We start from the raw sequence: 21,231 nt of genomic DNA on the forward strand, positions 1-21,231 counted from the left end.
ACCGCCACCACCGCCGGAAAAACCGCCGCCACCAGATCCGGAACCAGAACTGCTTCCTGAACTTGAAGGTTGTGTCGCTGAAGACTGTATAGAATTGGTTAAACTTGAATTAAGCACACTTGCCATCGCAAAATGATTCATTGATGAGCCAACATACCAATTGCTTTGATATTCATAAGACATTTTTTTGAGCAGATCATCGAATTTCTTACCCCAAATTTCATCAACTCCTAAAACCATTGCAAAAGGCAACAGTTTTTCGAAAGACTGCGGCGTCATTTCCGGAGGATTGTGAAATTTAAGCTGTTGATTTTCGGCAGCTCCCATGTACATTTTAAAGCCTTCAATTAAAGATTTCTTTCTCAGTTTTTCTTCTGAAGGACGTTTAATTAAAAACTGATAAATCACCAGAGACATGAATCCTAAGACAATAAAAATATAACAAATATTAAAATTGTTGTCGATTGTAAAATCGCTTCCTTTATAAATAAGCATTCCTAAAAAAACAAAGGCAATGACAGGAAAAACCAAGAAAATCTTAAATAAACCAGGGAAAAATTTAAACAAAATAATTACAACCACAAAAGCTATCGTTAAAACTGCAAGAAGGAAAATTCCTAAAAACACTTTTTCAAATTCCGGGAAAATGGTAAAACTTATAAAAAGTCCGAGAAAATAAACTCCTAAGATCACTAAGATCGGTAAGATCAATTTTTTAGAATTATTCCCTTCGTTTAGCATTTTATCATGTTGAAATTTTAGAGCTGATTGAAAGCTGCGAACCGTTTGCTCGATTTTAGAATCGTATTTTCCGTCAAATTTTATACTGTCGGAAATATTAGAGAACAAACTGTTCATCAGATTAATTTCCTCTTTTGGCAAATTCTGATCTGCATTTTTCAGCTTTTTTACCGTAAACTGTTTCGATTTAAACAAACCAAAAACTCCTGCATCTTCATTTTCAATAATCTGCACATATCCTTTTATAGCCAAATTGACCAAAGCAGCCGTGAGATATTTATTTTTAAAACTTTCATTATGAATATAACCTAAAGAAGCCGGTGACAAATCATCGGGCGAGTTGAATTGTGGATAAACCGTAGGCGTTTCAGGATCGACGCCATATTTTTTCCAGGTTGAATAATAATATAACAGCAGTCCTAAAAAGATGATAATTCCGGCAATCAGAATTCCGAATTTCTCAAGAAAAGTGGGCGGCGGTGGTGGAACCATAATTCCTTTTTTAAAACCAACGGCAATCGTCAAACCTTCACCAGAACCTAGATTTTTCGCACTCCATTCAATTGAATGTTCTGAAAGCATTTTAGCAATACAATCCTGAGAAGTACTTCCATAAACGCCTTTATAACAAGAATTCTGAATAATTCCGGCTCCTTGCGGAAGATTTACTGTTGCTGAAATACTGTCAACGGGAAAATTCCATTCTGTTCCGTTGACGTTCCAATACAATTCGTCATACTTTTCAAAAAAACCGATTTGCTTTTCGGTGGTATATTTTATTTCGTAATTGTAATCTCCCGGAGATAAGATGACATCTTTGTTTCCGACATATACTTTAAGGAAACCATCTTCAATTTCTTCGTGAAAATCTTCATCAACCCCATCTTTCTTTACAGAAATAATATTGTATTTTACTTTCTGAGTCTGGCTATTGAGATTTCTCACTACAGGAAGAGTGCGAAAAATCCCCCGTTTAATTTCTTGACCGAGACTGTGAACTTTTATTTTCTCTGTAATGCTCAGTTTAGAATTTTTGTCAACATCTATATCTGCATGAAAATTGACAATTCGTTCGGAGCCACTAACGAAACCGCTCGACTCTTCACCAACAGCTACCGCTCCTTCAGCTTCCTGAGCAAAGCCTAGACAAAAGAAGATAAGAAAAAGAAATGCGAAAATATTTTTCATTCCTTAGAATTTTACTGAGGGAACTTCTCTGTCGGCAATATTTTCAAGCTCGAAGAATTTAGACTTCTCAAACTTATACATATTGGCGATAATATTGCTTGGGAAAGACTCTACCAAAGTATTGTTTTCTCTTACCGTTCCGTTGTAATATCTTCTGGATTTTTCTATATCGTTTTCGATTGAACTCAACTCAGCTTGCAGTTGCTGGAAGTTTGCATTGGCCTTTAAATCGGGATATTGCTCTGCGACAGCAAATAAATTCATCATTGCCTGGTTCAGATTTTTTTCTGCTGCTTCTTTAGCTTCCACAGAATCTGCTCCCACAGCCAAATTTCTTGCTTTGGTAACATTTTCAAGAGTTTCACGTTCGTGAGTAGCGTAACCTTTTACCGTTTCAACCAAATTTGGAATCAAATCGTGACGTTTTTTAAGCATCACATCAATACTGCTCCAAGCTTCCTGAACGAGATTTCTCAATTTTACGAGGCGATTGTAAATAGATACTCCGTACAATAAGGCAATAACCAAAACACCACCAATAATAAGTGCAATCATAATTTTGTAATTTAATTTAGATTAAAAATAATCTTTTTCTTGGAGAATTGAATAAAAATTTGAATTTCATCAATAATTCAATTTGATTATTTATTATCTGTTACAGTGCTTGATTTTAACGCAAAGTTTACAAAGTTTTATTAACAATTTTCTGTTTTTAAGTTCGCAAAGGCGTTTCACTCAGCAAAGAACACAAAGGGTTTTCAACTACACAGATTTCTGAAAATCAACTAATTGATTTATATATATATCCTTTAAGGCTTCGACTCCGCTCAGCCTGACAATGCTTAAATGTTACTATTTAATTAGAGATTCTTTAGGTCATAACTTCCTAAATAAAATCACATGTTTCAACATAAAATCCAATAAAAAAAGCGCTCAATAAATTGAACGCTCCTCAAACTATATGGACGTACAGCTTTATGAATACTTTCTGCAGGTATATTCGACAGTGGTATTCAAGAGTTTATTATGATTAAGGAAAAATTCTAATTCCTGAGATTCTTCATCTGTTGCATTGATGTATAATTGAAATGAGCCAAAATTGTTTCCGTTCATATACTCCACATTTGCGCTTAATACTTTGTAACAAATTCCCATCTGCTGATAAATAGCATTTAAAAGATGATCGAATTTCATTTTCCCGTTCAGTTCAACTTCAAGGATCAGTTCTTTTCTGATAAGGTTTACATTTTTTGGCAAAGCCTGCACATTGGCTGTAATCATAACTAAAACATTTTTGATTAAATAATACTTGTTGAATTACATATTTTTAAATATTTTCTCATTAATTCTTTCACAAAAGTATAAAAAAATATTAGTCCACCAAATTAGTAGACTAATATTTTTTAATTTTAACATAAAAAAAGAGAAGCCTTTCGGTTTCTCCCATTTTTATAAGGCTCAAATGATCACAAAAGCCACGAATGCACGAATATAATTCAATCTAGTTAAAATTAAATTCGTGTATTCATGGCAAAAAAGATCATTATAATTCTTTTATTCTTTCAATTTTATCTGAAGCAGCCAAACCATTTGGGTTACAGCCCGGTTCTCCTTCCGGAACTTTTAGATCTTTTTTAGTATAAAACTCTTCCCAGAACACATTTGTTTTTCCTGTTTTAGGATCAACGAAAGTCATTGGTTCTAATTTGAAGATCTTATCTTTTCTAAATGCTCGTTCGATATAATCTGAACAGTAATAGGAATTTTCATCTAAAATATAGTTGAAATTGTAAGGTTTTCCCAACATAGAATTTGCCTTTTCAATTGCATCAGGAATATTTTTCTGATACTGGGGCTTTAATCTGTAAGCAACAACTTTTTGTCCGTCATTCGCCTGATCTTTTAGAAAATCCTTCAGATCCTGTTTTTGAGAACCTCCTTTTGGGGCCGCATGAAGAACAAAAGTTCCGCTTTTATCTTTCTGCAAAATTCCGATATGATCAAACGAAGCATTTTTCTGTTTTTGGGTCACATTATTGATCGCTCCCGACAAACCGCTTTCTTTTGCCGTAACAAACAACAGATCTCCATTTTTCAAACCTAAGGTCTGAGAATTTTTACAACTTACAACAAAAAGTAAAATTGAAAAGAAGAGAGCTAAGTTTAATAGAGATTTATTTTTTAAGATTGCTTTCATAAATATTGATCCATTCATCTACAGTCATTTTTTTACTCAGTTCGGCAATTAATTCAAAAGGAATTTCATCCATTTTTTTGAAACGGATACAAGATTTTCCCATATCCAGTTTTCTTTTTGAATGTTTCGGGAATTCGGTTACAAACCAGTCTAAAAGCTCAGGTTTTGCATACATTCCCATGTGATACAAAGCGATAAAATTTTTCTGAGAAGCAAGACTCATAAAAGGAAGCGCCGAACCTGGTGTACAATAATAGCCTGCAGGAAAAGTTTCTAAAGGAACATTCCATCCTACCATTCCGTAACTAACCCCTTTCTCAAAACCTTGTGGTAAATTATCGTTGACCGTATCAAACATTTTTTTGAAAACATCCTGTCTTTCTTCAGGAATTTTTGAGATATAATCTTCTACTGATGTCGATGGAATTTGCATTGTTTCAATTTTTAACAAATTTAAAATAAAAGGCTTTATTAAATTACAATCTTACAAAAAAATAAAAACAGCCTTACATAAATGCAAGGCTGTTAAAAAAAAATAATTCAAAAATAATTTACTTTTTAATGGCTTTCACAGTAGCCTGAGAACCATCTTTAAAATATGTTGTAATCAAATACAGCCCTGATCTTAATGAGCCTAAACTGATTTCTTTTGAAGGACCTTCAATAGTTTTCACTACTCTTCCCGCTAAGTCGAATACTTTTACTGTTTTCAAATCTTTAGTTTCAGAAAGATATACGACATCGTTGAATGGGTTTGGATAAACAGATATTTCTTTATTCTTTGTTGCAAGATCTGAAGTTCCTAATGCATCTGTAACTTGAAGTTTAAAATCAAGATACTCTCCTCTAGTAGTTGGCCCACAAGCGTTAGAAGGTGCCGTTGCATTGTAATCACACATTACTCTCATTCTGTAATTTCCTAGAGCCGTTCCTGCCGGAATAGCAATTGACGCAGTAGAAGGTGTAGTTGTTTCATATGTACTTGTAACATACATTCTTTCAGTAGAACTGAATACTAGATCATTATTCCAATCAACCCAAACTGCCATTCCACAAGTTGGGCCACCTGCTGTCATAGAAATTGAAGTTGTACTTCCTGCAACATTTGCAATTGTATTGGTAGTTGCAGATAAATTTCTATACCCATTCGTTCCGGTAGCTGCAGTTGCAGAAGAATATGCCATATTTGTAATTGCTCCTGTTGAAGTAAATGCAGATATCCAAGAATTTTGGTTAGAAGAAGATGGTAAACAATATCCAGTGAAAGCATTAACCGACCCTACCCAAATACTTTGATCTGTAGCCGAACAATGAGATCTTACCCAGAAATAATAAACCGTTTCAGAAGCCAATCCCGGAACCGTAACTGTAGTTGTAGAAGAAGTTACAGAGTTGGTAGCATTCAAAACAGTACTTGTAGTAGGAGCTGTATTGGTTGTACTATAATAGATATCATAATTATTTACAGGAACCGTTGCGCTATCTGTCCAGGACAAGTTTACCGAAGTCATATTTTGTCCTGTAACCGCCAATGAAACTGGTTCTACACAAGATGGAATAGCTTCCACAGTAATATCATCAAGATAAATTGTTCTGTAAGTTCCTCCTAAATTATGTCTGATAGCTAAATAAGAGCCTCCTCCCGATGGAATATTAACAGTATACTGAGCGTAATTTGCAGTAATCGTTGTGGTATTGAAAGAAACAAATGTAGAAGGATCAGAAGGGTTCGTTAAAGTACCTACCTGTAAAGTATAGTTTGCACTACCTTTTGCATAAAATTTCACTCTCTTGGTTCCATCAGATAATGCAATCGTTTGAGGCGACACTAACATTTGATTTCCTGTACTTGCCGAAGTATTAGAAAGAGAATAACTGTTTGATGGTGAATTTGAATTACCGCTGGTAACATATCCGTATCCGGCAAATCCACTTGTTTCTAAATAAGACCAACAATTTGGTGCATTGGTATTCGAACTAGACCCAGTTGATGTGGTATCAAAATTTTCAGAATAAGGTACTGTAAATGTAGAACAAGGAGTTGTAAATGTTGTACCGTAAGACCATTCTCCCACATTACCACTACAGTTTGATCTTATCCAAACATGATATTTGCTATTAGAAGTGATTCCAGTTGTGATATTTGTAGCAACTCCGGTAACTCCAGATACCGTAGGTGTAGTAGCGCTATTGGGAGCAACTGTAGAAGTAGTATAATAGATACTGTAGCTTGTAGGTACCGTTGCAGGAGCCGTCCAACTTAGAGTAGCAGAGTTTGCTGTAACCGTAGGAGCTGTAACCGCAGTAGGCGCCAAACAAGTTGTATACCTATTTGCTGAAACTCCGAAAATGTTAACAAAACCGGTACCTGAAGTCTTACTAAAAGTAATGCTCTGTACAGTTTTAGACTGATTCGCAGAAGATATCGTTAAAGGGATCTGATAAATTCTAGGATTTGTACCTCCTCCATCTTCCAATGCATTAGTGGTAATTTTTATTCTCCCAATTCCCTGTATTGCAAAATTTGCCTGATCGTACCAGTCACCGACTGATAAACTTGTAAATGTTTCGCTTGTTCCGTCTGAAAAATTAACAACGGCACTCACAACACCCGATCCACTTCCGCCAGTTGCTAAGAAAAATAAATTAAATGCTGCGGTTGGTGTAGCAAAAGTTAATGTTCCAGAATCAGCAACAGCATTCAGTTTTAAAGCATTATTACTGCTGTAGGAAGCCAATTGATAAGTTAATCCCGGCGTAGTACCGACAACAGTCATAAATTGCCCAGATACAGGAAGTCCATAACCGAGAACGGGGCTTGTTGCAGTAGCCTGAAAATCTTTTGCTACATAAGCATAGTCTACTGCATCTACAGAAGCAGTGGTGCTTACAGAAGCATTTCCTACTCCATTCGCAATTACATCTTTAGTAAATCCAGTGACAGCAACAGGGTGATAGTATTGGGCAAATACCATTGGCGCATAGAACAGCGCACAAAGATTCACCAATCCAAAGAGTCTTTTTCCTTTCATAATTATTTTTTATTTAGTTCGGCGTAAAACTATGAATTAAATCTAAAAACGCAACACTTATTTTGTGTTATTTTCAGTATATCAACAATATTAACATATTATAATTAAAACAAAAAGACTTATATCTTTTTTAATTGTGTAATTTCCGAATTATTAACATCAAAAATACAATTACAATCCACCGCATAATATTGTCAATATCGATTCATATATTTTCTCATGAGCCGAAATATTTTGTTATTTTTGTGCATACAAATTTTAGATAATGCCAAACATTTCAAACAGAGCACAACAGATGCCGGCTTCACCGGTAAGAAAACTGGTCCCTTTTGCCTTACAGGCTAAACAGAGAGGAACAAAAGTATATCACCTTAACATCGGACAACCGGATATCGAAACTCCTGAAACTGCTCTGAATGCTTTAAAAAACATTGATTTAAAAGTATTAGAATATGCTCTTTCAGAAGGAAATATTGAGTACAGAAAAGCATTAACAGAATATTATCATTCTTTAGATTTTACAGACCTTACTCCTGATAATTTCATTGTAACAAATGGTGGTTCTGAAGCTTTAAATTTTGCCATTTCTACTCTTTGTGATGATGGTGACGAAGTAATTATTCCAGAACCTTATTATGCAAATTATAACGGATTTACAAGCACATTCAATGTGAATGTAGTTGCAATTCCTTCTTCTATTGATACTGGTTTTGCTCTTCCTCCGATTGAAGAATTTGAGAAGAAAATCACTGCAAAAACAAGAGCAATCGTAATCTGCAACCCTGGAAATCCTACTGGATATCTTTACACTCGTGAAGAACTTCAGAAATTAGCTGAAATTGCTTTAAAATATGACATCGTTGTTATTTCTGACGAAGTTTACAGAGAATATGTATATGACGGAAAGCAACAAGTTTCAATGCTTGCTTTTCCTGAATTGGCAGAAAACTGTATCATTATCGATTCTGAATCTAAGCGTTATTCGATGTGTGGTGTAAGAATCGGTTGTTTAATTACCCGTTCAAAAAAGATTCACGATGCTGCAATGCTTTTTGCACAGGCAAGATTAAGCCCAGTACTTTTGGGACAAATTGCTGCAACTGCCGCTCACCAGAATGACGGAGCGTACATCAGAGCCGTAAGAGAAGAATACACCCACAGAAGAAATGTTTTGGTAGATTTACTAAACGAAATTCCGGGAGTTATTTGCCCTAAACCAAAAGGAGCATTCTACTGTGTTGCTGAGCTTCCGGTAGATGATACTGAAAAATTCGCACAATGGCTTCTTGAAAAATATACTTTAAACAACGAAACGATTATGGTTGCGCCTGCAGGTGGATTCTACAGTAATCCTGAATTAGGAAAAAAACAGGTAAGAATTGCTTACGTTTTGAAGGAAGAAGATTTAAGAAAAAGTGCAGAGATTCTAAAACATGCACTTGTACAATACAAATTAGAGTTTAATCTTTAATAATACAAATATGTCGGCAGTAAAAATAAGTGATTTGAAAATTTTCGTTTCAATGTTTTTACTGCTGATTTTTTTTTCATGTGGTGAAAAAGCTGCTGATAAAAAATCAGATTCTAAAACTGAAGAGGTCACATTTATTGGCTTATCGGAAATTGGTGGTCAGCTAGGCTTTTACAGAGTGATAAAAGTAACCAAAGACTCCATTCATTTCGAAACGGGAGCGACCTCAACCAAGAATCACAAAGAATGGCATTCCGCCATCAAACCGGAGACCTGGAAAAGTATGATTTCTTCTTTTAAAATCAAAAATCTAGACAGCATTAAAAGTTCACCCAGCATTCAACCGATTGACGGGATTGACGAGAGCTTTCAAATCAAAACCAATAAGAAATCTCACGTTTACGTCAACGCACAAAACGATGTTCATTACAATCAGTTTGCTCGTTTCAAACAAGAGCTTTTAAAGATCATTCCTCAGGAATATCAATAAAATTTTATTTTTAAATTAATTCTAAAACATTTACTCAATCTAATGCAAGAAAATTTTTCATTAAAACCTTTCAATACTTTCGGAGTAGAAGCAAAAGCAAAATATTTTGTAGAAGTAAATACTGTAGAAAAATTAATTGAAACTCTAAAACTCTCCCACACCCAAACTCTCCCACTCCTATTCTTAGGCGGCGGAAGCAATATTCTTTTTACAAAAGATTTTGACGGTTTAGCAATACAATTAAATTTAAAAGGAGTTTCTGAAGAATTATTAAATGAAAATGAAGTTTTAGTAACAGCAAAAGCTGGAGAAAACTGGCATGAATTCGTCATGTTTTGCCTGAATAAAAATTATGGCGGACTTGAAAATCTTTCTTTAATTCCTGGAAATGTAGGCACTTCACCAATGCAGAATATCGGAGCTTACGGAACCGAGATAAAAGATCATTTTGTAAACTGTAAAGTTTTAAACTTAAAGACGTTAGAAGTAGAAACTTTTGATATGGAAAAATGCAGATTCGGGTACAGAGATTCTATTTTCAAACAGGAAGGAAAAGATCAGTATGTGATTTTAGAAGTTAGTTTTAAATTGACCACTCAAAACCACACCATTAAAACCGAATACGGTGCTATACAATCTGAACTGGAAAATTTAGGAATAGTAAATCCAACAATTCAGGATGTTTCAAAAGCGGTGATCAACATCAGACAAAGCAAACTTCCCGATCCGAAAAAAATTGGTAACGCCGGAAGTTTTTTTAAAAATCCAACTATTCCTTTAGCACAGTTTAAAGATTTAAAATTAAAATTTGAAAATATTCAAGGATACCCAAACGGAAATCTCGTAAAAGTTCCTGCTGGCTGGCTTATCGAACAATGCGGCTGGAAAGGAAAACAGATTGGAAACGTTGCTTCTCATCAATTACAGTCTTTGGTGATTATTAACGCTACAGGAAATGCTTCTGGAAAAGAAATCTTCGACTTTTCAAGTTTAATTATTGATTCCGTTAAAGAGAAATTCGGGATTGAATTGGAAAGAGAGGTTAATATTTTATAGTCTAAAAAACTCCCTCATGTCCTGTCTGACATTTGTCACTTATTTTAATTTATTCTAAATAAATTTCATATCCGTAGATTTAATTCTTATTTTTGCGGTCGATTTTGCTTTCGATAAACTAAAATAATGACGATCAGGCTTTTAACATTTATAATACTTTTTTTCTCGGGCTCTCAACTTTTATTGGCTCAAAACGAGAAATTACAATTAAGCATCAGTATTTCCGGTGAAAATCAACAAAAACTAAAAGGTGTTACCGTAAAAAGTTCTCAAAACTCTGCAGTTACGGATGAAAATGGTAATGCAATTTTGGTTTTAAGTGAAGGAAAATATCATATAAAAATCACTCACTCTAATTATCAGGAAAAAGAGTTTGATGTTAATCTAAATAGTTCAAAAACATTCAATTTCCAGCTTCAACCTGTAGATAAACTTGAAGAGATTATTATTTTCTCGAAAGAGGGGAAAGGTTTAACGACAAAAACCATTATCGACAGAAAAGCAATGGAACATTTACAGCCTTCAAGTTTTACAGACCTGATGGAACTTTTACCGGGTGGATTGGCAAAAACTCCATCATTAAGTGTAAATAACCGACCACTACTTCGTGAAAATAGAGGGGGTTTGAGTAACGAACCTGGAAAATACGATACTTCATCCCTTGGAGTCCAGTTTATGATAGACGGAAATGTCATCAACTCTAATGCAGATATGCAGGTTTCACTAGACAACAGACAATTTGGATATTCACCTGAAGCTAGAGAAACTGCAACAACAGGAGTTGACATGAGAACTATCTCAACCAATGATATTGAAAAAGTAGAAATTATCCGAGGAATTCCTTCAGCATCTTATGGAGATTTAACATCTGGCGTAATCAAAATAGAAAGAAAAATCGGCGAATCTCCTTTACAGGCGAGATTTAAAGCAGACGGTTTTAGCAAACAATATTACGTAGGAAAAGGTTTTAAAATTAATGACAATTGGCAAATCAGTGCTGGTGCAGATTTTTTAGATTCTAAAGCTGACCCGACGGATAATTTCGAAAACTACCAGAGAATAACCGCTTCTATTCGTTCAAAAAAGAAAGGAAATCTTTGGTCTAATCCTTTAGAATGGCGTTCAAATATTGATTTTTCATCAAATATAGATTCCAAAAAAAATGATCCGGATAATGGTGTTCCGGATATTGACCGTTATAAACAAACCAGAACAAGAATTAGTTTCACCAATAACTTTTTATACAGTTTAGAGAAATCTTCATTTTTTGATAAAATTATTTTAAATACTGCAATCAGACAGGGATTTGAAAAAATAGATCAGACAAAATTGGTACAATTGTCGGGACCAAGATCTTTTTCTTTAGCCACAGAACAGGGAGAAAATGTGGGAGTTTTTCCAGTTCTACGATATATCAGCGAGTATAGTACAGAAGGAAAACCGCTTGACATTACAGCTCTCCTTCAAACGACTGGAACAAGAAATACTTTTGGGATCAATCATCAGTATGAAGCCGGTTTAGACTGGAGATATTCTAAAAACAACGGACGAGGTTTGATTTACGATATGAATTCACCTTATGCAGCTGAATTAAACAATTTAAGACCGAGACCTTTTAACGACATTCCTGCCTCAAATTTGATGGCTGCATTTTTAGGAGATCAGATGAGCTTTGCGGTTGATGAGCATAAGTTTACCTTATACACAGGATTAAGATTCTCAAAACAAATGGGAATCGACAAATCTTATGCGATCAGCAAGAAAATTTTTGTAGAACCAAGAATAAATCTACAGTATAATCTTCCTCATTTAATGATCAATAATTCTCCTTTAAAAACAGATATTACTTTAGGATACGGACAATTTTATAAACAACCTACTCTTTTGATGTTGTATCCGAATAGAAAATATTGGGATTATACTCAACTGAATTATTACCACAATGATGCGCAATATCGTTATGTAAATTTCATGACGTATGTTCAGAATCTTGAAAATAAAGCGTTAGAAGCAGCAAAAAGCATCAAAAAAGAAATCAGATTAGATCTTTCGTACAAAAATCACAGCATATTTTTAACTTATTTCAAGGAAGATATGAGCAATGGTTTCCGTCAGATGAAACATACTGTTTTACATACTTATAAACAATATGATGCTTCACAAGTTGATCTTTCGCAGTGGAATAACGGACCTAATTTAGCCAACACCCCATACATTGAAAAAAAAACCAACGCCAACTATTCTTTAACTGAAAACGGAAGTGCAACCATTAAAAACGGTATTGAATTCGGTTACACTTCTCCACGTATCAAAGCTATTAACACAAGATTTACTTTAAGCGGTGCTTATTTTAAAACACAATATAGAAACTCCATCCCTGTCATTGAGCAGCCTACTGCTTCGATAGGATCGGACGGATTTCCTTACTACGGAATTTACCAAAATGATACTGGCTATGTGAATTCTAACATGAATTACAACCTTTTCGTTGATACTTATATCCCTAAACTGGATTTAACGATTTCTGCATCATTTCAGGGAAGCTTTTTCGATTATAACAGGAATGATCAAAGAATTGCAGAACCAATATCTTACTATGGAATTGACGGCATTATACATCCTTTTACCGAAGCAGATAAAACCGATACTTACAAACAATGGTTGGTAAGAAATGTCTCAACCTCAGATAATTTAGCAAGAGAATATACTTTTACTTTCGGAGCCAATTTAAAAGTAACCAAAAGTATTTATAAAGATATCAGAACCTCCATGTTTGTCACCCGAATCTTCAATTATAATGCACCTTATTATTTCAACAATTTAAAAATTGAAAGAAAAGGAACAAACAGACCTTATTTCGGGATGGAATTAACCTACAATTTTTAATATAATTTAAACAAATAGAAAACGACATGAAAAAAAGAGTTTTATTACTAAGCTTAGCAGTAGCTTTAGTAACAGGATTTACGACAACATCTTGCTCAAGCGATGATGATTTTGGAAAATCTGTTTCTCAGACAGGAGTTTTAACAATGAATTTCACAGGTGAAGAGATTGCAACTTACAAAACTTTAGATATTTCAATTAAAGAAATCAATACAGGAACTCTAACTGAATTTACAATTCAAAACACTAATGCGCATTCTATTGAATTGCCTTTCGGATCTTACAACATTACCGTAAACGGGATTGTTGTGAAAACAGATTCGGAACAGATCAATGTAGGAGCAACTGCAGTTACTGATATTAAAGTAAATGCTACCAATATCACTATTCCGCTTTTAGCAAAAAGATTTGGTAATGATTTTATTATAGAAGAAGTATTCTTTACAGGAGTAAGAACTCCGGATAATAAAAACTACAATTCAAGCAGATATTTTAAAATCACCAATAACACTGACAAAGTTTTAGATGCCGCAAATTTAATTATCGGGCAATCTAATTTCTACACAACATCAAACGATAATCCGACACCATACAATATTAATGATTATTTTCCTGTAAAGGCAATAATGATTTTGAAAAGCACTGAAAAAAAATGGGTTCAGCCAGGTGACTTTATTGTTGTGGCTGACAATGCAATCAATCATTCACAAAATACTTCAACAGCTTATAATTTACAAAACGCTGATTGGGAATTCCCGTCTACAAATCCCACTTTGGGACAGGTAGATAATCCTAGTGTGCCAAATGTAGATGTTGCTTACACTGAAATGACTTACAATATGTTTTTCCTTCACAACAGAGGTTTTGAAAGCTATGTAATTGCCCGTTTTCCTGCAGGAGAAGATAGAAATACCTTCCTTCAAAATCAGAAATACGATTACACGTTCGTAAATAGTGCAGGAGTAGTAAAACCAGTGAGCAGATACAAAATTCCAAACTCTTGGATTATTGACGGAGTAAATAACAGTATCCCTACCAATTTTGTTCAGACCCTTACATCAGCAAGTATAGATGCTGGTTGGACGTCAGTGGGTTCTATGGATAATGACGCAACACGTTACGGAAAATCTGTAAGACGTAAAGTAATCGGAAAAACTTCTGAAGGCAAAAATGTTTACAAAGACACCAACAACTCATCTTCAGATTTTGTAAAAGACTCTCAACCGAGCTTAAAAAACGGGATTGTACATTAATCTCGGTTTAAAATTTATTTAAAACATATTTATGTTCAATATTAAAACTTCTTTCGCAGCACTATTTGTTATTTGCTCTTCTTTGTTGAAAGCTCAAGACAGCCTTGATTTTTTTAATAAATATCGCAATCAGTACAGTGCGGAAAGAAATTTAAAATCTCAGTTTTACTATAATCCGGCTTCCATGTCGGATTATAGTTCTACTTCTTTCTCAGAATTCCGAATTGGTTATCATTCAGAAAAAAAAGATATTTACAGAGAACAGCTTGGCTCAGGAGATAAAGGTTTAAAAATTTACGTCAACTCTTTTCAAAAACTCAATAAAAAAAGAGCAGTTTGGGGAAAAGCGAGTTACGAAAGTCTAAAACAATTAAATATTAAATGGAACGAAAATCTCGATTTTAATCGCGTTGCGCCTTATGTTTTGGCAGATTCTGTAGGCGGAGATTTAAAATTGGAAAGATATTCTTTTGCAGGAGGTTATTCTGAGAAATTCAACCGTTTTACTTTAGGACTTGAAGCCAACTATACCGCACAATTGGGTTACCGCTCAAGAGACCCGAGAATTAACAATACAACATCAGATTTGTATGTAAATCTAGGCTTAAATTACAACGTTTTCAGAGAATATGAAGTCGGCGTTTTTGCAAGATTAAATAAATATACCCAAAACAGCAGCATCTCATTCGTGAGTCTTTTAGGAAATCCTTACCTCTACCAAATGGTAGGATTAGGATATTCTAACAACTTTTTTAACGGAGGAAAAAATGCTATTGCATTTGAAGAATTAGGTTACCAAGTAGGAGCTCAGATTAACAATAAAGCAGGAAAATATTTTTATATTCAAGCCATTGCTGGAAATTCTAAAAACACCAAAAATATTCAAATAAATAATCAATTTTTTGAAGCATCAGACTTACAGAACGAGCAGTTTATTTTCGAAGGTGCCAAGTTTTTCAATCTAAACAACCATCACAGATTCGGAATTTTCGCCAATTACTCTGCTTCTGTAAAGACAGGGACTGAGTTTGGTTATTCTATCAACACCCAGCGTACAGAACAAATTTTTCAGAGAAAAGCTTATCGCAATGAGACTTATGCTTCTTTATTTAAACTGATGTATCAATTCTCAAAAGATAATTTTACGTTAAATGCAACACCATTTTTCAGTCATCAGGAAATTAAAGAAAGAAGATTATATCCGGTTTCGGGGCAAAAATTCGTTTACAATTATTTTGGAATTAATGCAGATTTCCAGCAAAAATTAAACGAAAATCAAGTATTAAGCTTTAGTCCTTTTTTCACAAAACGAGTTGTAAATAAATCAATTTCTGCCATTACATCAGTTGGAAATGCTGCCATCAATGATTGGGTTCTTCAGGATTACCAATTTCAGGCGAGCGACATCAGTACTTTTGGTGCATCTTTAAGATACGACATTAAACTGGAGAAACTTCCGGCATTTTTTGTAAGTGCAGAATATCAATCACAGAAAATTCAGAAAAAAAACAATAATTTTGTCGGCGCAAGTTTAGGAATTACATTCTAAGGGGCTATTTAAATTTGATGTATATTTTTAACATTAAGAAATTGAGACCATTTAGCTTAAAATCTTAATCAAAATCAATGCATTGATTTCTTAACATTATCGGGCTTAATTAACTGAAATACTTAATGTTTAAAAATAGAATAAACAAAGTTTATTTTAATTAAGAAATCGAAAATTCGACATAGTCAAAATTAAGATAAAACAGTTAGTAATAGAAAACATTTGCAGACTTTGCATTAAGAAATTTATCAAAAAAGAATATTTAATTTAAAATGAAAAGAGGAATTTATTGGAGTTTAGGATTGATTTTATTTATTCTTTGGAGTTTCACTTCAAAAGTCGGAAACGAGTTATCAAACATTCAGGAGCCATCTATAGAAGACATTGTAAAAAGCTACAAAAAAGCAATTACAGAATGGCCAAAACCCAACATCGACAAAGGTGTAAAATGGTCAGAATTTGCTCCAATCAAAAGCGATTCCGCTTATTTTACAGAGCAGGATAAGCCAAATGTTATTTTAGGAAAAATGCTTTTTTTTGATCCTAAATTATCCAAATCAAACCAAATTTCCTGCAGTACTTGTCACGATCCTGAAATGGGATGGCAAGACCGAAGACGTGTTGCCCTTGGAAACGATCACCTTTTAGGAAACAGAAATACCATTTCTCTTTACAACATTGCCGAAAGAACTTCTTTCTTTTGGGACGGAAGAGCCAAAACTCTTGAAGAACAGGCTTCAGGACCACTTGGAGCACATCACGAAATGGCAATGGATGTGAAAACACTTCCTGCAAAAATTCAGAATATAAAAGGATACAAACCGCTTTTCAAAAATGCTTACGGAACTGAAAAAGTAACGTATGAAAAAATTGTAAAAGCCATTGCCGATTTTCAGAAAACCATAAAAAGCCAACCAAGCCGTTTTGATAAATTTCTTGAAGGAAAATACAGCTCGCTAACAGACGAAGAGATCTACGGAATGCATATTTTCCGTACGAAAGCTCGTTGTATGAACTGTCACAGTGGAAAATATTTAACTGATGAATCTTTTCACAATATCGGATTGGCTTATTATAAAAGAAAATACGAAGATCTTGGTTTGTATAATATCACCAAAAAAGCAGAAGATGCCGGAAAATTCAAAACTCCACAACTAAGAGATCTAACTCTTACTCAGCCTTGGATGCATAATGGACTTTTCGACAGCCTTGAAGGCGTTGTTAATATGTACAACAGCGGAATGCATCAGCTCGACCCCAATGCAGAGAAAAAGTTGGCAGATCCCCTTCACCCTTCAACAGATCCTTTGTTGCAAAAACTAAATTTAAATAAAGAAGAAGTAAAAGCTCTAGTTTCTTTTCTTGAATCTCTTTCAGGAACAAAATACAAAATGAGAAGACCTGAGTTTCCTGTGGAATAAATTAATTGCTTTTTAAAACCAATTCTTCGTTCGTTTTGGCAGAATAGCTTATTTTAGTTCAAATATTTCTAAAATAGCTATGGCAGATAAAATGCATTCTGACAAAGAATTAAAAAAAACGATTCAGGATCACCTCACTAAAACGCATTATGTAAAAGTTTTCTTTTCCGAAGAATGCCCGGAAGAGTTTACTTCAGGCTTTATTCTGAATGTATCTGAAAAGTTTTTAATGATTCAGGAGTCTCACAATTTTACTTTAGACGGAATTAAAATTATCCCTTTTAATAGAATTTCAGGGATCCGTCACAAGAAATTTGAAAAAACTTCTGAGAAAATATTTTCAGAAGAAGGTTTGATCAATTTCAATCAAAAGATCATCAGTAATACTTCGTTAAAGAATTTTGAATCCTTATTTAAATCTTTAAAAAAGCAAAATTTTCACTGCATCGTCGAAAGTTCCACAAAAAAGAAAAACATATTTTCTATCGGCGAAATTTTAGAAATAAATGAAAGATATGTAGTGATCAAAAACTATGATGCTACCGGAAAAATTGAAAAAAAATCTGACAAAATCCCATTTAAAAATATCCATTTCATTACTTTTAATGACCGATATTCACTAACGTTCAGAAAATATTTAATTGAATAAATAAAAACACAAATATGAAAATTGCCATCATCGGAGCCGGAAATATGGGTTTATCTTTTTCAAGATCATTTTTGAAATATGAACTCATTAAACCTGAAGACCTTCATCTGATCACAAGAAGCCAATCTAAGATCCCGAAAATAAAAGAAGAGTTTCCCAAATCTGAAATTTCTGTATTTGAAGAGGTTAAAAATTTGGATGCAGATCTTATTATCGTTGCCGTAAAACCACAGGATTTCCAAAAAACAGCGGAAAGTTTTCAGTTTTCATTAAACGAAAATCAGATGGTCTTGTCGATCATGGCAGGAATTAAAATTGAAAAAATTCAGAGATCATTAAACCACAAATCTGTGGTAAGAGCAATGCCCAACTCCCCTACTCTTTTGGGAATGGGAATTACAGGTTACACTTCTGCAGAAGGAATTTCCTTTAATCAGTTGATGAATATCGAAAGACTTCTGAACAGTACCGGAAGATCTGTTTATTTGGAAAACGAAGACCTCTTAGACGGAGTTACTGCTCTTTCAGGAAGCGGCCCAGCGTATTTTTATTATATCGTAGACGCGATGATCAAAGCCGGAACAGAAATGGGAATTGATGAAAATCTGTCTAAACTTTTTGTAAAGCAAACGATGTTGGGCGCTTATCATTTGATCAATAATTCTGATAAAAGTTTGGAAGATCTGATAAAAGATGTTGCTTCAAAAGGTGGTACAACGGAAGCCGCATTAAAAACTTTTGAAGAAAATAATTTTAAAGAAATTCTACAGCAGGGAATTTTAAATGCTGAAAAACGTGCTAAAGAATTAAATGGATAAACTTACTTGTTTTTTGTTTAAATCTTTGATAATAAGTACTAATAATAATTAAACCATACATTTTGAAAAGTAATATGATTGCAGCCCGACCTGAGTGGAAATCCTTTTTTGTTGCTGGAAAAACGAGGGCAAAAAAGATTGGGAACGGAGGGCGGAATAGCTGCCCAAAAATATATTGTTAATTGTTTCAACCTACTTATCTCTCGCTGATTTTGCTGATTAAGCAGATTTTTTCAATATTTCAATCTGCTAAATCTGTATGATCTGCGAGAATTTTTAAAATAAACAATTCTAAAAATCTCATTTTGATTCCTGCTGAATGACAAACCTGGCGTTGAATTATTCAACTACAAATTTGCTGAATCTAGTTTCTAATATTTTTTTCATTTGCCAACCCAGAAAAACACCAAAAGTATTCAGCAAAACATCATCCACATCAAAGACTCCCAATCTTGAAAAATACTGTAGAGCTTCTATGATCACAATGGTGGAAACAAAAGCGATGATTAGATCTTTTAAATTTTTTAGCTGAGGAAAAATCCAGCCTAAAAAGCCAAAAGGAATAAACATTACCACATTTCCTAAGACAATTCTAATAATATCAAGCCAGCTTATTGTTTCCTGAATAAACCAAATTGTTGAAACAATCGGTTTAATTCTCACAATATTATCATCATACTGCATTCTTCCCATCCCGAAAAACATCAGATAGAGCAGAAAAATAGTGTATGGCAAAATGATGAATTTATAAAATTTCTTTAACATCATTTGCAAAGTTATTCATTTCAAAAGCATTAAATTTGGTGTGTTAAACTAATTTAATGAAATACGTCTTACTTACGCTCATTTCAGCGATGTTGCTATCGGTTTCTTGGCCGACTTACGGAGTTCCGTTTTTTATATTCTTTGCCCTCGTTCCGCTTCTGATGATGGAACATGGTGTTTCTAAATTTTCAAATTACAGTAGAAAAAGTTGGATCGTTTTCGGTCTTTCTTATCTGTGCTTTGTCATTTGGAATGTTGTTACCACAGGCTGGTTGTACGGATCAAAAAATCCGGATGGAAGTCATTCGATGATGGCGGTCTTATTTCCGGTTTTGGTCAATTCTTTTTTATATTCACTCGTTTTTCAATGTTATCACTGGTATAAAAATGCACAGGGAACGTATTGGGGAATGGCTTTTTTAGTAGCGATCTGGATGAGTTTTGAAAAATTCCATCTCAATTGGGAATTAACGTGGCCTTGGCTGAATCTTGGAAATGCTTTTTCGGATTATCCGAAACTGATCCAATGGTATGATACTTTGGGATCAACCGGTGGAAGCTTCTGGATTTTATTGGTCAATTTACTCATATTTTACACCATCAGAATTTGGGAAGCCGGAAGAAAAAGAAAAGATCTGATCATTAATGTTTCTGCAACGGCACTTTTGATTGGTCTTCCGATGATCATTTCATTAATAAAATTCAATAGTTTTAATGAAAAACCGATTGGTGAAGTCAGTGTTTTAATGTTGCAACCAGATCTCGATCCTTACAACGAAAAATATTCTAAAGACAGCATTACGATCCAGAATGACCTTTTAGCTTTGGCCGAAAATAATACCAAAGGAAAAATTGATTATTACATTGCTCCCGAAACGGCACTTCCGGGAAGAGGTTCTATTTCTGAAACCGCTTTTGAAAAAAGTGAACTTTTAAATAATGTAAAAGGTTTTCTTACGAAACACCCAGGTTCTGTTTTTACAACAGGAATTTCTTCGCACAAATATTTTTTAGATAAAAATACAGCTCCAACAAATGCCTATCAAATCAACGTCAGAGTTTGGGTAGAAAGTTACAATTCTGCGGTGCAGATCATCCCAAATCAGAAAGTTGAAGTCTATCACAAAGGCAAGCTCGTTCCGGGTGTTGAGATTTTTCCTTACATGAGTGTTTTCAAGCCTCTTTTAGGTGATGCAATGATCAATTTGGGAGGAACGGTTGCTTCTTTGGGAACTGATAAAGAAAGAGTTGCATTTTCAAATCCTTATAATAAAGGAAAGATTGCACCAATCATTTGTTATGAAAGTATTTATGGTGAATTTGTAACCGATTATGTAAAAAAAGGAGCTAATTTTCTTGGAATTATGACCAATGATTCTTGGTGGGGCGTTACAGAAGGTCACAAACAGCTACTTTCTTACGCAAGAATGAGAGCCATCGAAACCCGAAGAGAAATTGTACGAGCTGCAAACAGTGGAATCTCTGCGCATATTAATGCAAAAGGAGAGATTTTAGGAGACACTTTTTACGGTGATCAGACTACTTTATTCGCTAAAGTTAATCTTTATGAAGGCAAAACATTTTATGTAAGAACCGGAGATTTTCTTTCCCGAGTTTCTATTTTTGCTTTAGGATTTTTGCTGTTTTATTTCCTGATCAAAAAGCTTCAGAATAAAATGAAGAAAGAAAACGGAAAGTAAACTTTTAAATATTGA

The 21,231-nt window shown here is 34.1% G+C and carries 17 protein-coding genes; 10 read left to right on the forward strand and 7 right to left on the reverse strand.

Annotation, left to right across the window (positions count from 1 at the left end):
• The 6 genes from AB671_RS02505 to AB671_RS02530 all read right to left on the reverse strand — a co-directional run.
• Positions 1–1,929 (reverse strand): DUF2207 domain-containing protein (locus AB671_RS02505; RefSeq protein ID WP_066764716.1); only part of this gene is annotated, 1,929 nt, incomplete at its 3' end.
• 3 nt (positions 1,930–1,932) lie between these two features.
• Entirely contained in the window at positions 1,933–2,484 is a 552-nt protein-coding gene (locus AB671_RS02510) for a LemA family protein (RefSeq protein WP_066675037.1), read from the reverse strand.
• A 420-nt stretch (positions 2,485–2,904) separates the two neighbouring features.
• Positions 2,905–3,210: an NIL domain-containing protein gene (locus AB671_RS02515; protein WP_066675034.1), complete on the reverse strand. Its 306-nt coding sequence runs from the start codon at positions 3,208–3,210 to the stop codon at positions 2,905–2,907.
• Positions 3,211–3,472: 262 nt separating this feature from the next.
• On the reverse strand, positions 3,473–4,144 hold the full coding sequence (locus AB671_RS02520; protein WP_082987216.1) for a YiiX/YebB-like N1pC/P60 family cysteine hydrolase: 672 nt from the start codon (positions 4,142–4,144) through the stop codon (positions 3,473–3,475).
• Positions 4,104–4,559: a DUF1801 domain-containing protein gene (locus AB671_RS02525; protein ID WP_066675045.1), complete on the reverse strand. Its 456-nt coding sequence runs from the start codon at positions 4,557–4,559 to the stop codon at positions 4,104–4,106. The genes AB671_RS02520 and AB671_RS02525 overlap by 41 nt, the downstream gene beginning before the upstream one ends.
• A gap of 118 nt (positions 4,560–4,677) precedes the next feature.
• Positions 4,678–7,158, reverse strand: coding sequence for a GEVED domain-containing protein (locus AB671_RS02530; protein ID WP_066675031.1), 2,481 nt, complete (start codon positions 7,156–7,158; stop codon positions 4,678–4,680).
• A gap of 265 nt (positions 7,159–7,423) precedes the next feature.
• Here AB671_RS02530 and AB671_RS02535 point away from each other — a divergent pair, with 265 nt between their 5' ends.
• The 9 genes from AB671_RS02535 (at position 7,424) to proC (ending at position 18,751) form a co-directional block, all read left to right on the forward strand.
• Complete coding sequence (locus AB671_RS02535) at positions 7,424–8,629, forward strand: pyridoxal phosphate-dependent aminotransferase (protein WP_066675028.1); 1,206 nt, start codon at positions 7,424–7,426, stop codon at positions 8,627–8,629.
• A 10-nt stretch (positions 8,630–8,639) separates the two neighbouring features.
• A complete protein-coding gene (locus tag AB671_RS02540; protein ID WP_066675025.1) occupies positions 8,640–9,119 on the forward strand; it encodes a hypothetical protein in 480 nt (159 codons plus the stop codon).
• 42 nt (positions 9,120–9,161) lie between these two features.
• On the forward strand, positions 9,162–10,175 hold the full coding sequence (murB, locus tag AB671_RS02545) for a UDP-N-acetylmuramate dehydrogenase (protein ID WP_066675023.1): 1,014 nt from the start codon (positions 9,162–9,164) through the stop codon (positions 10,173–10,175).
• Between the two features lie 126 nt (positions 10,176–10,301).
• Complete coding sequence (locus AB671_RS02550; RefSeq protein ID WP_066675021.1) at positions 10,302–13,061, forward strand: TonB-dependent receptor; 2,760 nt, start codon at positions 10,302–10,304, stop codon at positions 13,059–13,061.
• A gap of 26 nt (positions 13,062–13,087) precedes the next feature.
• On the forward strand, positions 13,088–14,314 hold the full coding sequence (locus AB671_RS02555; protein WP_066675017.1) for a DUF4876 domain-containing protein: 1,227 nt from the start codon (positions 13,088–13,090) through the stop codon (positions 14,312–14,314).
• 31 nt (positions 14,315–14,345) lie between these two features.
• Entirely contained in the window at positions 14,346–15,863 is a 1,518-nt protein-coding gene (locus AB671_RS02560) for a DUF6850 family outer membrane beta-barrel protein (RefSeq protein ID WP_066675014.1), read from the forward strand.
• A gap of 272 nt (positions 15,864–16,135) precedes the next feature.
• A complete protein-coding gene (locus tag AB671_RS02565; RefSeq protein WP_066675012.1) occupies positions 16,136–17,284 on the forward strand; it encodes a cytochrome-c peroxidase in 1,149 nt (382 codons plus the stop codon).
• A gap of 79 nt (positions 17,285–17,363) precedes the next feature.
• On the forward strand, positions 17,364–17,933 hold the full coding sequence (locus AB671_RS02570; protein WP_066675006.1) for a hypothetical protein: 570 nt from the start codon (positions 17,364–17,366) through the stop codon (positions 17,931–17,933).
• A gap of 14 nt (positions 17,934–17,947) precedes the next feature.
• A complete protein-coding gene (gene proC / locus AB671_RS02575; RefSeq protein ID WP_066675004.1) occupies positions 17,948–18,751 on the forward strand; it encodes a pyrroline-5-carboxylate reductase in 804 nt (267 codons plus the stop codon).
• A gap of 339 nt (positions 18,752–19,090) precedes the next feature.
• Here proC and AB671_RS02580 read toward each other — a convergent pair whose 3' ends face one another.
• A complete protein-coding gene (locus AB671_RS02580; protein WP_317040101.1) occupies positions 19,091–19,519 on the reverse strand; it encodes a VanZ family protein in 429 nt (142 codons plus the stop codon).
• A 53-nt stretch (positions 19,520–19,572) separates the two neighbouring features.
• Here AB671_RS02580 and lnt point away from each other — a divergent pair, with 53 nt between their 5' ends.
• Positions 19,573–21,216: an apolipoprotein N-acyltransferase gene (gene lnt, locus AB671_RS02585; protein ID WP_066675000.1), complete on the forward strand. Its 1,644-nt coding sequence runs from the start codon at positions 19,573–19,575 to the stop codon at positions 21,214–21,216.
• Positions 21,217–21,231 lie beyond the last annotated feature (15 nt).

The sequence above is a fragment of the Chryseobacterium sp. BGARF1 genome (assembly GCF_001677955.1).
GTDB lineage: Bacteria > Bacteroidota > Bacteroidia > Flavobacteriales > Weeksellaceae > Chryseobacterium.

Coding starts and splice junctions, on each gene's coding strand:
- AB671_RS02510 (WP_066675037.1), bottom strand. CDS start 2,484: ATGATTGCACTTATTATTGGTGGTGTTTTGGTTATTGCCTTATTGTAC.
- AB671_RS02515 (WP_066675034.1), bottom strand. CDS start 3,210: ATGATTACAGCCAATGTGCAGGCTTTGCCAAAAAATGTAAACCTTATC.
- AB671_RS02520 (WP_082987216.1), bottom strand. CDS start 4,144: ATGAATGGATCAATATTTATGAAAGCAATCTTAAAAAATAAATCTCTA.
- AB671_RS02525 (WP_066675045.1), bottom strand. CDS start 4,559: ATGCAAATTCCATCGACATCAGTAGAAGATTATATCTCAAAAATTCCT.
- AB671_RS02530 (WP_066675031.1), bottom strand. CDS start 7,158: ATGAAAGGAAAAAGACTCTTTGGATTGGTGAATCTTTGTGCGCTGTTC.
- AB671_RS02535 (WP_066675028.1), top strand. CDS start 7,424: ATGCCAAACATTTCAAACAGAGCACAACAGATGCCGGCTTCACCGGTA.
- AB671_RS02540 (WP_066675025.1), top strand. CDS start 8,640: ATGTCGGCAGTAAAAATAAGTGATTTGAAAATTTTCGTTTCAATGTTT.
- murB (WP_066675023.1), top strand. CDS start 9,162: ATGCAAGAAAATTTTTCATTAAAACCTTTCAATACTTTCGGAGTAGAA.
- AB671_RS02550 (WP_066675021.1), top strand. CDS start 10,302: ATGACGATCAGGCTTTTAACATTTATAATACTTTTTTTCTCGGGCTCT.
- AB671_RS02555 (WP_066675017.1), top strand. CDS start 13,088: ATGAAAAAAAGAGTTTTATTACTAAGCTTAGCAGTAGCTTTAGTAACA.
- AB671_RS02560 (WP_066675014.1), top strand. CDS start 14,346: ATGTTCAATATTAAAACTTCTTTCGCAGCACTATTTGTTATTTGCTCT.
- AB671_RS02565 (WP_066675012.1), top strand. CDS start 16,136: ATGAAAAGAGGAATTTATTGGAGTTTAGGATTGATTTTATTTATTCTT.
- AB671_RS02570 (WP_066675006.1), top strand. CDS start 17,364: ATGGCAGATAAAATGCATTCTGACAAAGAATTAAAAAAAACGATTCAG.
- proC (WP_066675004.1), top strand. CDS start 17,948: ATGAAAATTGCCATCATCGGAGCCGGAAATATGGGTTTATCTTTTTCA.
- AB671_RS02580 (WP_317040101.1), bottom strand. CDS start 19,519: ATGATGTTAAAGAAATTTTATAAATTCATCATTTTGCCATACACTATT.
- lnt (WP_066675000.1), top strand. CDS start 19,573: ATGAAATACGTCTTACTTACGCTCATTTCAGCGATGTTGCTATCGGTT.